The sequence below is a fragment of the Halorussus sp. AFM4 genome, assembly GCF_051194995.1.
Taxonomy (GTDB): Archaea; Halobacteriota; Halobacteria; order Halobacteriales; family Haladaptataceae; genus Halorussus.
The window spans coordinates 417,346-431,210 of record NZ_JBNTJT010000003.1 but is presented as its reverse complement, the minus strand read 5'-3'; the positions used below and the strand labels follow the sequence as shown (position 1 = coordinate 431,210).

14 protein-coding genes are annotated in these 13,865 nt (G+C 70.6%); 7 read left to right on the top strand and 7 right to left on the bottom strand.

Features of this window, described 5'->3' with window-relative positions:
* The first annotated feature begins 64 nt into the window (after positions 1–64).
* From ACQUQF_RS15225 to ACQUQF_RS15210, 4 genes are all read left to right on the top strand, one after another.
* Positions 65–1,222, top strand: a complete 1,158-nt coding sequence (locus tag ACQUQF_RS15225; RefSeq protein WP_435179950.1) for a DUF373 family protein — start codon at positions 65–67, stop codon at positions 1,220–1,222.
* Positions 1,223–1,325: 103 nt separating this feature from the next.
* Positions 1,326–2,084, top strand: coding sequence for a diphthine--ammonia ligase (locus ACQUQF_RS15220; protein ID WP_435179949.1), 759 nt, complete (start codon positions 1,326–1,328; stop codon positions 2,082–2,084).
* A 57-nt stretch (positions 2,085–2,141) separates the two neighbouring features.
* Complete coding sequence (locus ACQUQF_RS15215) at positions 2,142–2,945, top strand: DUF6498-containing protein (RefSeq protein WP_435179948.1); 804 nt, start codon at positions 2,142–2,144, stop codon at positions 2,943–2,945.
* 70 nt (positions 2,946–3,015) lie between these two features.
* Positions 3,016–3,585, top strand: a complete 570-nt coding sequence (locus tag ACQUQF_RS15210) for a hypothetical protein (protein ID WP_435179947.1) — start codon at positions 3,016–3,018, stop codon at positions 3,583–3,585.
* Positions 3,586–3,911: 326 nt separating this feature from the next.
* On the opposite strand, the gene ACQUQF_RS15205 is transcribed toward ACQUQF_RS15210, so the two are convergent.
* The 3 genes from ACQUQF_RS15205 to ACQUQF_RS15195 form a co-directional block, all read right to left on the bottom strand.
* The gene (locus ACQUQF_RS15205; RefSeq protein ID WP_435179946.1) at positions 3,912–4,880 is read right to left on the bottom strand and encodes a sugar phosphate nucleotidyltransferase; all 969 of its coding nucleotides are present in this window, start codon (positions 4,878–4,880) and stop codon (positions 3,912–3,914) included.
* A gap of 225 nt (positions 4,881–5,105) precedes the next feature.
* Positions 5,106–5,504, bottom strand: a complete 399-nt coding sequence (locus tag ACQUQF_RS15200; RefSeq protein ID WP_435179945.1) for a DUF7344 domain-containing protein — start codon at positions 5,502–5,504, stop codon at positions 5,106–5,108.
* Positions 5,505–5,563: 59 nt separating this feature from the next.
* Positions 5,564–7,222, bottom strand: a complete 1,659-nt coding sequence (locus tag ACQUQF_RS15195) for a bacterio-opsin activator domain-containing protein (protein ID WP_435179944.1) — start codon at positions 7,220–7,222, stop codon at positions 5,564–5,566.
* Positions 7,223–7,274: 52 nt separating this feature from the next.
* On the opposite strand from ACQUQF_RS15195, the gene ACQUQF_RS15190 reads away from it, so the two are divergent.
* Positions 7,275–7,565 carry a transcriptional regulator gene (locus ACQUQF_RS15190; RefSeq protein WP_435179943.1) on the top strand — a complete coding sequence of 97 codons (291 nt, stop codon included), beginning with the start codon at positions 7,275–7,277 and terminating at the stop codon, positions 7,563–7,565.
* Positions 7,566–7,771: 206 nt separating this feature from the next.
* Here the strand turns inward: ACQUQF_RS15190 and ACQUQF_RS15185 are convergent, their stop codons facing one another.
* The 4 genes from ACQUQF_RS15185 to ACQUQF_RS15170 all read right to left on the bottom strand — a co-directional run bounded on the left by ACQUQF_RS15185 (position 7,772) and on the right by ACQUQF_RS15170 (position 11,124).
* Positions 7,772–8,185, bottom strand: a complete 414-nt coding sequence (locus ACQUQF_RS15185) for a Rieske (2Fe-2S) protein (protein WP_435179942.1) — start codon at positions 8,183–8,185, stop codon at positions 7,772–7,774.
* 102 nt (positions 8,186–8,287) lie between these two features.
* On the bottom strand, positions 8,288–9,202 hold the full coding sequence (locus ACQUQF_RS15180; RefSeq protein ID WP_435179941.1) for an aminotransferase class IV: 915 nt from the start codon (positions 9,200–9,202) through the stop codon (positions 8,288–8,290).
* 212 nt (positions 9,203–9,414) lie between these two features.
* A complete protein-coding gene (locus ACQUQF_RS15175) occupies positions 9,415–10,260 on the bottom strand; it encodes a helix-hairpin-helix domain-containing protein (protein WP_435179940.1) in 846 nt (281 codons plus the stop codon).
* A 27-nt stretch (positions 10,261–10,287) separates the two neighbouring features.
* Positions 10,288–11,124: a shikimate dehydrogenase gene (locus ACQUQF_RS15170; RefSeq protein ID WP_435179939.1), complete on the bottom strand. Its 837-nt coding sequence runs from the start codon at positions 11,122–11,124 to the stop codon at positions 10,288–10,290.
* 172 nt (positions 11,125–11,296) lie between these two features.
* On the opposite strand from ACQUQF_RS15170, the gene ACQUQF_RS15165 reads away from it, so the two are divergent.
* Positions 11,297–12,274 carry a calcium/sodium antiporter gene (locus ACQUQF_RS15165; RefSeq protein WP_435179938.1) on the top strand — a complete coding sequence of 326 codons (978 nt, stop codon included), beginning with the start codon at positions 11,297–11,299 and terminating at the stop codon, positions 12,272–12,274.
* A 159-nt stretch (positions 12,275–12,433) separates the two neighbouring features.
* Positions 12,434–13,777, top strand: a complete 1,344-nt coding sequence (locus ACQUQF_RS15160; protein ID WP_435179937.1) for a sodium:calcium antiporter — start codon at positions 12,434–12,436, stop codon at positions 13,775–13,777.
* The last annotated feature ends 88 nt before the right edge of the window (positions 13,778–13,865 follow it).

Here is a 13,865-nt window from a genome sequence, read left to right as displayed (position 1 = left end):
CGGCCGGCGTGCCCGCAAGCGATGGGGTTTTTAACGTCGGACCGTCTGGATTCAGCCACGCGACATGAGCACGCTGGTAGTCTGCGTCGACCGGAACGACGACATCGGGACCAAGACGGGTCTCGAGACCCCGGTCGCGGGGTGGGAGGCCGTCCGGTCGCTCGTGACCGACGTCGGCCTCGCCGACCCCGAGGACTCCAGCGTCAACTGCCTGCTCGAGTCGCTGCGCGTGGCCCGCGACCTGCGCGACGGCGACGAGGAGGTGACCGTGGCGGTCATCTCCGGGGCGGCCGAGACGATGGTCGGCCGGGACCGCGCGGTCGCCCGCCAGATGGACGAACTCATCGGCGAGTTCGACCCCGACTCGGCGGTGGTCGTCATCGACAGCGCCCAGGACGAGCGGCTCGTCCCAATCATCGAGAGCCGGGTCCGGGTCGACGCGGTCGACCGCGTGGTCGTCCGGCAGGCCCGCGACATCGAGTCGACCTACTACCTGCTCAAGCAGTTCCTCGCCGACGAGGAGCTGCGCCAGACCATCCTCGTCCCCATCGGGGTCGCGCTGCTCGCGTTCCCGGTGCTGTTGATGGCGGCGGGACCGGCGACCGCGGTCGCCGCCATCACCGCCGTCATCGGGCTGTTCGTCCTCTACAAGGGGCTTGGCGTCGACGAGTACGTGGCCGACCTGCCCGCCGACGTCCGGGACGCCCTCTACTCCGGCCGGGTCTCCATCGTCACCTACGTCGTCGCGGCCGGGCTCTCGCTCATCGGTATCTTCGCCGGCGCGCTCCGCGTCTCGGACCCCTCGGCGCCCACGCAGGGGGTCATCATGCCGGCGATGGCGTTCGCGTTCGCCAGCGTGCCGTGGCTGGCCGCGGCGGCGCTGGCGGCCTCGACCGGCCGGCTGCTCGACGAGGTCATCCGCAACGACCGGGTGCGCAACTCGTACCTCAACCTCCCGTTCGGCGTGCTCGCGGTCGGGCTGGTGGTCCGGGGGTTCTCGGCGTACTTCCTCCAGCGCGAGGGGTACGTCGCCCCGATGGTGATCCCGCAGATGGACCTCGGCAGCCTCTCGGTCGAGCGCATCGTGCTCTACCCGGGGACCCGGATGGCGCTGTTCGTCGTCGCGGGCGTGGTGGTGAGCCTGCTGGGCGTCCGGCTCTCGTCGTACTTCACCGGCACCGCGCTCGGCGAGGAGTTCGACGAGGAGGAGCTGCCGGAGTAGCGCCCCGGCCGGCGACGACCCGCCGCGCGGCTTCGCGGACGCCCGCGGCCCGACCTGCGACCGATTCGCCGCACCTAAATCCGCGCGCCGCCGACCCACCGCCATGACCGACACACCGCCGTCGACCGGCGACTCGACCGCGAGCGCCGGGTCGTGGGTCAGTCTCTTCTCGGGCGGCAAGGACTCCTCGTGGGCGCTCTACCGCGCGCTGGAGGAGGGCCTGGACGTCTCGCGGCTCGTCACGGTCCACCCCGAGGGCGACTCCTACATGTACCACGTGCCGGCGACCCGGCTCGCCTCGCTCGCGGCCGAGAGCGTCGGCATCCCGCTCGTGGAGGTCGAACCCGACGACTTCGGGGCCGAGTCGGCCACCGAGTCGGGCGCGCAGGGCGACGCCGAACTCAGGCCGCTCGAGGCCGCGCTCCGCGAACTCGCCGCCGACCTCCCCGGCGGCCTCGCCGGCGTGACAGCGGGCGCGGTCGAGAGCGAGTACCAGACCTCCCGCATCGAGGCGATGGCCGACCGGCTCGGCGCCGAGGTGTTCGCGCCGCTCTGGCAGCGCGACCCCCGGGAGCTCGCCGACGCGATGCTCGACGCCGGCTTCGAGATCACCGTCATCAGGGTCGCGGCGTACGGACTTGACGAGTCGTGGCTCGGGCGGACGCTGGACCGGGAGGCGCTCGCCGACCTCGAGGACCTGAACGAGAGCCACGGCCTCCACATCCTGGGCGAGGGCGGCGAGTTCGAGACGCTGGTGACCGACGGGCCGCACATGGAGCGGGCCATCGATCTGGAGTACGAGACCGAGTGGGACGGGACCCGGGGAACGTTGCGGATCACGGATGCGTGGCTCGAAGAGTGATCGCCGCGGACCGGCAGAACAGTACCCTTATTGACCGGTAGCGAACAGGCTGACCCGATGGACGCCGGTCGACGAACGGAGACCGAGGCCGACCTCCGCGAGTTCGTTCCCGTCGTCCTCTCGAACCTGCTACCGCTCGGCGGCGTCGTCTTCCTCGACTGGGCGGTACTGCAGGTGCTGGCGACCTACTGGATCGAGCTGGCGGTCATGCTCATCGTTTACAGCGCGGCGGCGCTGTTCGCCGAGCGTCGAATCGTCCTCGACGGGCGGAATCTCTACCTCCCCGGCGTCGGCAGGACCACCGAACTCGGTCCGAAGTGGGACGAGGCCCCTCGGCCCACACACCTGCCAGGGCCGCTCCCGCCGATGTACCGCCGGAACGCCGTCATGGTGTTCAAATCGCTCGTCTTCGGCGCCTTCTGGGTCGGCATCCCGATATACGGCGAGTTCCCGTACGTCGACGTCGCGTCGGCGGTCTCCCCCGCGGTCCTCGCGGCCGCCTTCGGCATCGCCGTCTCGCAACTCGTCGAGTTACGTCGGGAGTACTTCGGGAAGCGCCGGTACGAGGAGATGTCGGTCCACATGGTGCTCGAGATTCCGCTGCGCGTCATCGCGTTCATGGGCGGAGTGTTGCTGGTCCTGCACGTCGTCGGAGTCCTCCTGCTGCTGGCGGTGCGCGAGCTGTTCGGCGCGTCGGTGTTCGAGACGGTGCTGACCGGGCGCGTCATCGCGATATGCTACGCGCTCGTCGCGATGCTCGCCATGCTCGCAGTGGAGTGGTCCCGGTTCTGGGCGAGCCGCGAGCCGGACCCCGGCGGGCTCGCCGACTGGTTCACCCCGGAGGACCCGCGGGAGCAGTAGTCCGAGGCGGCCAGGCGCCGACGACCGCCCGCCGAAACTCTTCTACTCGTCGGTCGCCGAACGACACACGATGGTCCTCGAAGACCGCATCCGGGCGGGCGAGGGACTCGACTCCGTCTCCGACACCGAGGTGATGCGCTACTGGCTGGGCGAGGAGGTCGACGAGACCGACGGCGACCTCGACCCCGACGCCATCGGGACCGAGCCCGCGCTCCGGCAGGAACTGCTCGACCGCAACGACATCGCCGAGCGCGTGTTCGGCGCGGAGGTCGCCGACTGGTACCGCGTCGACCTCTCGGCCGAGGAGCTGCGGAACCTCCGCGTCGTCGTGGGGCCGCCCGACGAGGACTGGCGGGCGCTGGCCGACGACAACCGCGTCGAGAGCATCGCCCGGCGGATCTACGAGGCCGACGACGTCGGGCGACTCGACGAGGCGACGCCGAAGGACGTCACCGAAGTGGTCGAGTTCGCCGACGACCTGGCCGACGAGCGGTCGGTCGGCCGGCTGGTCGTCGTCAAGGAGGGCGACGACCCGGCCTACGTCGCCGACGGGAACCACCGCGCGGTCGCCCTCGTCCTCCACCTGCTCCGGGGCGGCGAGTTCGAGAACCAGGAGGCGTACCTGGGCGTCCGGGAGTAGCGGTGGCTGACAGTGCGAGTGAGTACCCACGACTGTACCGCGACCGAACGAACGTGGGCGAGCGGCCCAAGCGGCGGCCAGAACGAGCGCCGGAGGACCGAAGGTCCTCCGAGTCTTCGGCGCTTGGCACCGAAGACGAAGCGAGTGACGGGAGGAGTGCAGTGTCTGCGCGAACGGAGTGAACGCAGGCTCGTCAGAGCGGAGCTCTGACGGTGTTTTGGTCGAGCTTTTGCGAGGGAGGCGCGTTCAGGCGCCGACCGCCGAAACGGCTCCGCCGTTTCGAGCCTTCGGTCGCTCTGCTCCCGAAGACGCAGTGAAAGGTCGCGTTACTCCCCGTTCAGAATCTGGGTGTGAGCGCCGATGAGCGCGCCCGCGAGGTCCATGTTCTCGACGTGGGTCTTCTCGTCGATGATGGAGTCCCGGATGTCGCAGTCCGCGATGGTCGCGTTCGGGAAGACGATGGAGTTGTTCACGCTGGAGTTGACGACCTCCGCGCCCCGCATGACGTGGACGTTCTCGCCGACCGTGGTGTTCTCGACGGTCGCGGAGTCGGCGATCTGGTTCTCGCCGTCGAGCTTCCAGGAGACCGCCTCGAGGTAGCTCTCGGGCGTGCCGATGTCGAACCACGCCTCGTCGAAGGTGTAGGCGTAGACGCTGTCGCGCTGCTGGAGCCACTGGACGAACCAGCCCGGCTCGTCGGGGTTGTTCCCGCTCTCGAGGTACTCGTCGAACAGCGGGATGTTGTCGGCGGTGAAGGCGTAGCACGCGATGGAGACCAGCGTGCTCCGGGGGTCCTCGGGCTTCTCCTGGAAGTCGACGACCTCGTCGCCGTCGAGTTCGACCAGCCCGTAGGACTTCGCGCGCTCGCGGGAGCCGACGTCGTAGGCGGCCAGCGTCGGCGACTCCTTCGCCTCGAAGAAGTCGACGAAGTCGCTGACCTCGAAGCTGATGAGGTTGTCGCCCGCGATGACGAGGGTGTCGTCGGTGATGTTCTCGCGGTCGAACAGCTGGGCCAGCGCGCCCACGACGCCGAACTTCTCGTCCTCCTCGGTCGTGTCCTCGACGGTGAGCCGCGGCTTGTCGAACTCGCTCTCCTCCAGGTGGGCCTCGAAGTCGTCGGCGAACCGCTCGTTGGTCGAGACGTACACCTCGTCGATGCGATCGTCGGCCTCCAGCTCCGCGAAGATCTGGTCGATGACGGTCGAGTCCCCGACCGGCAGGAACATCTTCGGTCGGTGCTTCGTGATCGGCCAGAGCCGCGTCGCGTACCCACCCGCAAGAACGACGGCTTTCATGCGAACACGGTCGACCCGACGCGGTAAGTCCTTTTTCATTTCCGCGGTCGGACACGACGGGACGTCCCGAACGGCGTTCCTCGAAGCGACTCGGTCCCCGACCCGACTCGGTCGCGGGTACGCCACTGCCGGCCGGTCGCGCGTCGGTCGGCGGGTCTCGGCGGTCGAACGGCGGCTCGCTCCGTTCGCCCGGCCGACTGCGGACGGCCATCGCGACGGCGGACGCTACTCCAGTTCGGACTCGTGGGCCAGCGCGAGCTCGACCCACTCGCCGACGACCGGACCGCCGCGGTACCTGACCATCTCGCTCCGCGGGTCGTACTCCAGGACGCCCGCGGCCTCGAGCTTCGGCAGGTGGTTGTGGTGGAGGTTCACCGCGATCCGGTCGCGGTCCGCCGGCGTTCCCCCGCCCGCCCGGTCGGCGATGTGGTCGACGAGATCCGAGAACGACGCGACGCCGTCGTCGGTGTCGTCGAGGTGCTCGAGGACGCGGCGGCGATGTCCGTCGGCGAGGACCTCGAAGAGCGAATCGAGATCCGTCGTCGTCGGCCGTTCGGTCGGTACGGTCGGTCGACCGTCCGTCGCTGTCCCCTCTCCTCCCGTTTGTGCGTGTTCGTTGCTCATGTTGCGGCGCGCCGACTCATCCTTTCTCACGGACTACAAAGAACGATGGACCTAAACACCTAGGGTCGGTCGCCGTCGCGGTCGAAGAACGCCCCGAGCAGTTCCCGCTGGGCCTTCCGGATGTGCTGGTGGAACGTGGGCGAGGAGACGCCCAGCGAGGCCGCGACCTCCTCGGCGGTGCTGTCGCGGGGCCACTCGTAGTAGCCCGCGAAGTACGACGCCCGGAGCGCGGTCCGCTGGGCGTCGGTGAGCCGGTCGTCGAGGTCGCGCCGGAACTCCCGGGCGGTCTGGAGGTCGCGCTCGGTCTCGCGCTTGGCGACGAGTTCGAGGCCGGCGAACTCGGCCCGGACGCGCTCGACCACGCCCCGCACGTCGGTGTCGGCCGGGAGCTCGGCCACGACGCGGGCCTCTCCGCCCGCCGAGACCGCCTCGGTCGCGTTGGCACCGTACTCCGAGAGGGTCAGCACGAGCGACGACCCAGACACCGTGAACTCGAACAGCGTCTCGTCGTCGTGCCGGCTGACTACGCGGACGTCGTCGACGGTCTCCCACTCCTCGGCGAACGCGACCACGTCGTCGGGGTCGGCGCCGCTGACCGCGTCGTAGAACAGCAGGTTCCCGTCCGGACCGGCGGTCGTGCCCTCCATGCGGAGCCGGCAGTTCAACTCGTCGGCGAGCGCGACGAAGAACGAGTCGGAGTCGGTCAGCCGGAGCTCGACCTCGACGACCGTGTCCGAGAGCGCGAGCCGGCGGTGCTTGACCGCGCCGATGGCGAAGCCGATGACCTCGCCCAGCACGTCGAACGCGTCGGCCTCGCGCTCGCTGAACGCCGAGAGCCGGGTCGACCCGACCGTGAGCACGCCGTAGGTCGTGTTGCCGTAGCGGATCGGGACCGCGATGGCCGACCGCGTCCCCCGGGCGACGATCTCCTCCCGGAGGCGCTCGTCGATGGCGTCGGCGTCCGGGATGTTCTGGACGACGCGGGGTCGCCCCGAGTAGTAGGCCCGCAGGAACGGCTCGTCGCTGTCCTCGCGGACGTCGACGTCGGCGATGAGTTCGCGGACCTCGTCGTCGAACCCCGTCCCGACGACGCTGGTCATCCCGTTGTCCGTCGGACCGGGTTCGCCGACCCACGCGACCTGGTACAGCTCCGACTCCACCAGCCGGTCGCAGACGGCCCGCTCGATCTCCTCGCGGGTCGGCTCGGAGATGAGCGTCCGGATGACCTCCTGGACCACCTCGTTGATGCGGTCGAGCGTCGCCAGCTCGTCCCGCTGGCTCTCCAGGGTGCGCTCGCGGGCCCGCCGGTCGGTCACGTCCCGGCAGATCGACACCGTGCCGGCGAGCTCGCCGTCGGCGTCGTAGTAGGGCGAGCACGTCGTCTCGAACACCCGCTCGCGGTCGTCGGCGGGGAGCCGCTCCTCGAACGTCTCGGCGGTCTCGCGGTCGAGCACGCGCCGCTCCTGTTCGCGGAGGCGACGGGCGCTCTCCTCGTCGAAGAGCTCCGCGTCGGTCTTCCCGACCACGTCGGCCGGGTCGCACCCCAGAAAGTCGGCGGCCGCCGCGTTGGCGAACCGGTACCGGCCCTCGGTGTCCTTCACGAGGAGCGCGTCGGTGTGGCTCTCGACGATTGCCTCCAGCTGGCGGGCGTACTCGCCCGGATAGTCGTCTCTGTCGCCCATTCCCGGTTCGGCCGGAAGCAGTCGCGCCCGGCACATAAACTTACGGCCGCGGGAAAGGGTTATAGTCGCCCGGCGGCGACGGGGGCACATGCGCGAGGCCGACCAGACCACCCGCGAGCGCATCGCCGCCCACCTCCGCGAGACGACCGCCTCGCCGAGCGCGCTGGCCACCGAGTTCGACGTGACGGCCGGGACCGCCATCGACCACGTCCGCCACGTCGCCCAGTCGCTGTCCGGGGACGACGAGCAGCTGCTGGTCGCCCCGCCGGAGTGCCGCGACTGCGGCTTCAGCGACTTCGACGACCCGGCGAACCGCCCCTCGCGGTGCCCGGAGTGCAAGAGCGAGTCGGTCGAGGACCCGGAGTTCAGAATCGCCTGACGCGGTACCGACTGCGGTCTGCTGTCGCAGTTGCGGTGCAGTACGAACTAGCTGGTTCTCCCGCGAGCGAGGGCGAAGCCCGAGCGAGCGGCCCAAGGAACCGTCGAAGGCTCGCGCCGTCGGCGCGAGCCAGAGGCGGTGACGCAGTGGTTTTCATGAACGTTTTGCAAGGGCGCGCCTCCCGGGGCGCGCCCGCAGGAAAAGGTTCAGTCGAAGCCCAGCGACCGGTCCGACGAGAGGTCGTACTCCATCGAAGAGCCCAGTTCCACGAACTCGTAGTCGTCGTCCGTGAGGTACACCCCGCCGTCCGCGACGGTCACCTCGACCCGTTCGAGCACCGCGCCCTCGCAGGGGCCGTAGGTGCAGGTTCCCGAGTCGTCCTCGAACAGCGCGCCGTGCTTGCCGCAGACCAGTTCGCCGTCGCGCTTGGCGGCGCCGCTGCCCTTGTCGAGGCGCACGTCGGTCCAATGCTGGCAGTAGTTCTCGAAGGCGGTCACCTCGCCCGCCGCGGTCCGGGTCAGGACGGCCTCGCGCTCGTCGAACCCGTCCCGGACCGTGAACAGCAGCGTCGAGTCGGCGGGGACCTCGGCGACGTCGGCGATGCGGCTGTCCTCGTCCATCTACCCCGGCGTAGTCGGTCGTCGCCTATGAACGCTTCCGTTCCCGGCGGCGGCCACGTCCCGTGCGCCGTCGCGGACCCCGAGTTCGCCCTCTGCTTGCCCTCACTCGTAGTGCTCGCGCTCGACCCGGGCGTCGAAGGCCTCGGCCAGCGCGTCGGTGACCGGCCCGCGACCGAACTCCACTCGCTCGCCGTCTCGGCCCTCGACCGCGGCGAGCGGTCGAATCTCCCACGTCGAGTTCGTCAGGAACGCCTCGTCGGCGTCCCGGAGGGCGGCGGGCCCGTACGCGCCCTCCTGGACGCGAATCCCCTCTCGCTCGGCGAGGTCGAGCACGACCCGGCGCGTGATGCCCGGCAGCACCGGCCCGTCGAGGCTCGGCGTGTGCAGCGTCCCGTCGCGGACGAAGAACAGGTTGCTCGTCGCGCCCTCCGCGAGGTGGCCGTCCCCGTCGAGCATGAGCGCCTCGTCGGGCCCCTCTTGTTCGCCAGCCTCCGCGGCGTCCCCTCCCGCGAGTTCGAGGCGGGCGAGGATCCCGTTCAGGTAGTTGTGGGTCTTCGCGTGCGCGGGCAGCGCGGCGTCGGGGACCCGCCGGGTCTCGACCACCGCGGCGGTCGCCGGGCCGTCCCACGCCGGCTCGCCGCCGCGGTCGGCCCGGCCGCCCCGGGGCAGCTCCGCGACGTAGACGACGACCGCGGGGTCTTCGACCAGTCCGGGCGCGAGCTTGCCGGGCTGGACGCCCCGCGAGATCGAGAGCTTGACGTAGGCGTCCTCGAACTCGTTGGCCGCCAGGGTCTCACGGACCCGCCCGCGGAGGTCGGCGTCCGACAGGCCGTGGTCGAGCCCGAGCGCGTCGCAGGTCCGGCCGAGCCGGTCGGCGTGGGCCGCCCACTCGAAGGGCCGGCCGCCGTAGGCCCGGAGCGTCTCGAAGGCGGCGTCGCCGTACATGAACCCGCGGTCGCGGACGCTGACCGTCGCCTCCTCGGCGGGGACGAGGTCGCCGTCGACGTGGTAGTACATGCGACGCGGTAGGCGGGCAGGGGGCTTGTGTTGGGGGGTTCGGCCGGACTCGCGCCGCGGCGACGGCGGTGGTCGGGGTTCCGAAAGAAACAGCGAGGTCCGCGCCGTCGGGGCAGGGCCGTCGAAGGTCGAAGCCGGCGCCGTTCAGCGACGGACGCCGACTCCGCGGTCGATAACGGACCGGTCGGGATACCTCCGGTCGCGGCGCCGGGTCACCGCGCGTTCGCGCGGTCGATCCAGGTCTGGATGCGCTTGTCCGAGAGGCCGGTCTCCTCGGCGAGCTGTTCGGCGTCGGCCTTCGCGAGCTCGGTCACGTCGGCGACGCCCGCGTCGCGGAGCCGCTCGGCGTACGCCGGGCCGATGCCCTTGACGTCCTCGAGCGGCTCGCCCTCGCCGACCGGCTCGTCCTCGGCCGCGTCGGGCTCGGGCTCCTCGTCGCCGGTCTCCTCGGGCGTGGGCTCGGGCTCGTCGCCCGCCGACTGGTCGGGCTCGGCCGCGTCGGTCGAGGGCTGGACCGCCTCCGAGGGCTCGGCCGGCTCGTCGACCTCGGTCTCGGCGCCCTGGCCCTCGGGCGCCGTCGTCACCGCGTCGGTGTCGATCTCGGCCTCGGCGTCCTCGGACTCGTCGGACGGCTCCGCGGTCGGCGAGTCGTCCGCGGTCGCTGCAGTCGCTTCGGTCTCGTCGTCCGGTTCGACGGCCTCCGGTTCGTCGGTCGTCTCGGTGGCCTCCGGCTCCGCAGCCGCTTCGGCGGGCTCCGTCGCCTCCGGTTCGTCGACCGCCTCGGCGTCGGCCGATTCCGCGTCGGTCGCCTCGGCCTCCTCGATTCCGGCGACTCCGCTCTCCTCCTCGGACTCCGTAGCGGGCTCGGCGTCCGACTCCGCACCGCTGGACTCCTCGGCGTCGGCGTCGACGCCCTTGACGGCGCTCTCGGCAGTCGCGTCCGGTTCGACCGACTCGTCGGGCTCGCGCTCGATGGTGACGCCGGACTCGCTCCGACGCATCCGCGAGCGGTCGTCCTCGAGTCCAAGCAACGACTTCAGCTTCGTGAGCAGTCCCATTTGCTCGACAGTAGACGGCGGCGGTACTTAAAGCCGTGCCCGAAGCGCCGCGTTCATCGCGTCCACGGGGGCCGCCCGACCTGTCCAGATCTCGAACGCTTCGACGCCCTGGTACAGCAGCATCCACGCGCCGTCGACGGTCGTCGCCCCGACCTCGCGGGCCTCGCGCAGCAGCCGCGTGTCGAGCGGCCGATACACCGCGTCGAGCACCGCGAGGTCGGCGTGGAGCGTCTCGGCCGGCACCGGCGACCGGTCCTCCTCCATCCCGACGCTGGTGGCGTTGACCAGCACGTCCGCCTCCGGAACCCGGGAGTCGAGCGAGTCGAGGCCGCTGGCGGTGACCCGCGGTGCCCCGGCCGGCGTCTCGCCGTCGACGTCGGCGGCGAGCCGCTCGGCGCGCTCGACGGTCCGGTTGGCCACGTGGACGTCGGCGCCCGCGTCGACCAGCGCGAAGACGGTCGCCCGGGCCGCCCCGCCGGCGCCCACCACCACGGCGTCGCGGTCGGCCAACGTCACGTCGTGGTGGGCGAACGCCCGGCGCACGCCGGCGGCGTCGGTGTTGTGGCCGGTCGGCGGCGACCCGGCCTCGGCGCCCGAGAAGTCGACGGTGTTGACCGCGCCGATGCGGGTCGCGAGGTCGTCGGCTTCGACCCGGTCCAGGACGTCCTGCTTGAACGGGATCGTGACGTTGAGCCCGGCGATACCGAGCGCCCGGGCCCCCTCGATCGCGGCCCCGAGGTCGTCGGGGTCGGGCTCGAAGGTGACGTAGCGGGCGTCCATCCCGAGCTCGTCGTACGCGGCCTCGTGCATCGGCGGCGACAGCGAGTGACCCACCGGGTTCCCGAGGAGTCCGAACACGTCCATGGTGGCGGGATGGCGGGCGGCCGGGTTAACTACTGGGGTCGGGGCAGGGGTTCTCCGCGGTACGAGGGCGGTTCGTCGCGACCGGCCGGGACGACCGTGCGCCTCGTTCTCACAATCAATAACTATCCAAGTTTTTATGTCGATACTCTGGGAGGGACCGGAGTAGAAGCGCATGACATCACTCCAGACACTGGCGGGGGCGTTCGTCTCGGTCGAGGCGCTCTACCTCGTCGGCGGCATCCTGCTGCTGTACCTCGGCGCCGAGCTGCTGGTCTCCAGCGCGTCGTCGCTGGCCATCGGCTACGGGGTCGCGCCCGCGACGGTCGGGGTCACCATCGTCGCGTTCTCGACCACCGCCCCGGAGCTGTTCGTGAGCGTCATCGGCGGCATCGGCATCTCCGACGACATCGGGCTGGGCAACATCATCGGGTCGAACATCGCGAACATCGGCCTGGTGCTGGGCGCGTCGGCGCTGGTCCAGCCGCTGTCGGTCGACTCGAAGCTGCTGTGGCGCCACGGCCCGTTCATGCTGGCGGCGGCGGTGCTGCTGGTCGTGCTCGGGAGCGACGGGACGCTGGGCCCGGTCGACGGCGGGGCGATGCTGGTGCTGCTGGCGGTGTTCACCGGGTACATGATGTACAGTTCGCGGAACGCCGACGGCGACGTCATCCCCGAGGAGATGCAGGTCGAGGACGACACCGGCTCGGCGAGCCTCCGCGAGATCGGACTGCTGGTCGGTGCGGGGGTCTGCCTGCTCGGCGGCTCGTTCGGCCTCGTCCAGGGCGGGACCGGTATCCTGCGGTCGTTCGGCTTCGGCGACCTCTTCATCGGCATCACCATCATCGCGTTCGGCACGTCGCTGCCCGAACTGGCGACCTCGCTCGTGAGCTCGATCCGCGACGAGGCCGCGTTCAGCATCGGCAACGTCGTCGGGTCGAACATCTACAACGTGCTGGCGGTCATCGGCCTGCTCGCGCTGGTCAACCCCCTGACGGTGCGGCCCTCGGTCCAGACGTTCCACTTCCCGATGGTGATCGGCTTCACCGTCGGCGCGATGGCGCTGATGGCGTACGGCCGGCGGCTCTCGCGGTGGAGCGGCGTCGCGCTCGTCGGCGGCTACGCCGGCTTCGTCTACCTGCTGCTGCCCTGACAGGGCCGATCGTAGCGCCCTCAGCCGCCAGCTCTCCACCGTCCGTCTCCCGAGCGGGAGGCGGTCCGCCGACGGATCGGAACCGGGACGGAGCCGCAGCCGACCCGATGACCCCAGAACGCAAGACCTACTTTTCGCGCTAGGTTACCTCCACTCAGAATGTTAGGTCGGTTACGCCACCCGCTGTCGGCAGTCGGTGCCACGACGGCGCTCACGCTCCCGTGGGTCTACGTCTGGGCGACCGGGTCCGCCCACTCGCTCGGCGACCTCCAGACGGTCGCGGTGAGCGGTATCGCGGTCCTCGGGGCCTCGTTCATGCTCGCGTGGGCCGCCGAGACCGCCGAGGAGGACGTGCCCCGGGCGTTCGCGCTCGCGGTGCTGGCCGTCCTCGCGGTCGCCCCGGAGTACGCGGTCGACGCCCTCTACGCGTGGACCGCCGGCGCGAACGCCGGCACCCCGGCCGGCCGCGAGGCCGCGAACCTCGCCGTGGCGAACATGACCGGCGCGAACCGCATCCTCATCGGCCTGGGCTGGTCGGCCATCGCGCTGTTCACGGTCTACCGCGCGGGCAGCTCCGCCGACCCCGCGGTCCGGAAGGAGTCGGGCTTCCTGGCGAGCCACGTCGAGCTCGACCGGGACATCGCCACCGAGATCACCTTCCTGCTCGCGGCGACGGCGTACGCCTTCTTCGTCCCGCTTGGCAACGGTATCGGCATCACCGACACAATCGTGCTGGTCGGCCTCTACGTCACCTACATCGCCATCATCATCCGGGGCGAGGTCGAGGAGACCGAGGAGCAGGTCGGCGTCCCGGCCTACTTCCAGTCGTTCCCGAAATGGCCCCGGATCGCCACGGTCCTCCTGCTGTTCGGCTACTCGGGCTTCATGATCTACACCGCGGTCCACCCGTTCGCCGAGGGGCTCGAACACCTCGGCACCAGCCTCGGCATCCCGCCGTTCTTCATGATCCAGTGGATCGCGCCGCTGGCCTCCGAGTCGCCCGAGCTCATCGTGGTCGCCTACCTCGTCAACAAGGCGCGCTCGACCGCCGGGTTCAACGCGCTCATCTCCTCGAAGCTCAACCAGTGGACCCTGCTCATCGGCACGCTGGCGGTCGTCTACAGCATCGCCGTGGGCGCCATCGGTACGCTCCCGTTCGACGAGAAGCAGACCGCCGAGATCTGGATCACGGCCGCCCAGAGCTTCTTCGCCATCGGCATCCTGACGAACTTCGAGATCAGCGTCCGCGAGGCGGTCACGCTCCTGTTCCTGTTCGTGAGCCAGATCGTCATCGAGTTCTACTTCATCCAGACCATCCCCGAGCCGCGGGCGACCGAGCTCAGCATCCTGGTCCTCTACGCCTACACGGTCGTCTACCTCGTCCTGGGCGCGGCGCTGTTCGCGAAGCGCCGGGACGAGCTCCGGTGGCTGTTCGGCAAGACCGCGACCAATGCCCGTCAGGCCATCAACGGGCAGTCGGGCCAGCCCGAGCACGCCGACTGACGCGGCCGACCCGCCAGCCGAGTGACGCGCGGCCTCTCGTCTCTCTCCGGCGCGGACCCGCTTCCGACGCCCTTTTCGCGCTCCCGGA

Excerpts from the sequence above, each read along its gene's own strand:
- ACQUQF_RS15180 (WP_435179941.1), bottom strand. The coding sequence starts at position 9,202 with ATGTACTACCACGTCGACGGCGACCTCGTCCCCGCCGAGGAGGCGACG.
- ACQUQF_RS15185 (WP_435179942.1), bottom strand. The coding sequence starts at position 8,185 with ATGGACGAGGACAGCCGCATCGCCGACGTCGCCGAGGTCCCCGCCGAC.
- ACQUQF_RS15160 (WP_435179937.1), top strand. The coding sequence starts at position 12,434 with ATGTTAGGTCGGTTACGCCACCCGCTGTCGGCAGTCGGTGCCACGACG.
- ACQUQF_RS15170 (WP_435179939.1), bottom strand. The coding sequence starts at position 11,124 with ATGGACGTGTTCGGACTCCTCGGGAACCCGGTGGGTCACTCGCTGTCG.
- ACQUQF_RS15165 (WP_435179938.1), top strand. The coding sequence starts at position 11,297 with ATGACATCACTCCAGACACTGGCGGGGGCGTTCGTCTCGGTCGAGGCG.
- ACQUQF_RS15225 (WP_435179950.1), top strand. The coding sequence starts at position 65 with ATGAGCACGCTGGTAGTCTGCGTCGACCGGAACGACGACATCGGGACC.
- ACQUQF_RS15195 (WP_435179944.1), bottom strand. The coding sequence starts at position 7,222 with ATGTGCCGGGCGCGACTGCTTCCGGCCGAACCGGGAATGGGCGACAGA.
- ACQUQF_RS15220 (WP_435179949.1), top strand. The coding sequence starts at position 1,326 with ATGACCGACACACCGCCGTCGACCGGCGACTCGACCGCGAGCGCCGGG.
- ACQUQF_RS15190 (WP_435179943.1), top strand. The coding sequence starts at position 7,275 with ATGCGCGAGGCCGACCAGACCACCCGCGAGCGCATCGCCGCCCACCTC.
- ACQUQF_RS15175 (WP_435179940.1), bottom strand. The coding sequence starts at position 10,260 with ATGGGACTGCTCACGAAGCTGAAGTCGTTGCTTGGACTCGAGGACGAC.
- ACQUQF_RS15215 (WP_435179948.1), top strand. The coding sequence starts at position 2,142 with ATGGACGCCGGTCGACGAACGGAGACCGAGGCCGACCTCCGCGAGTTC.
- ACQUQF_RS15200 (WP_435179945.1), bottom strand. The coding sequence starts at position 5,504 with ATGAGCAACGAACACGCACAAACGGGAGGAGAGGGGACAGCGACGGAC.
- ACQUQF_RS15205 (WP_435179946.1), bottom strand. The coding sequence starts at position 4,880 with ATGAAAGCCGTCGTTCTTGCGGGTGGGTACGCGACGCGGCTCTGGCCG.
- ACQUQF_RS15210 (WP_435179947.1), top strand. The coding sequence starts at position 3,016 with ATGGTCCTCGAAGACCGCATCCGGGCGGGCGAGGGACTCGACTCCGTC.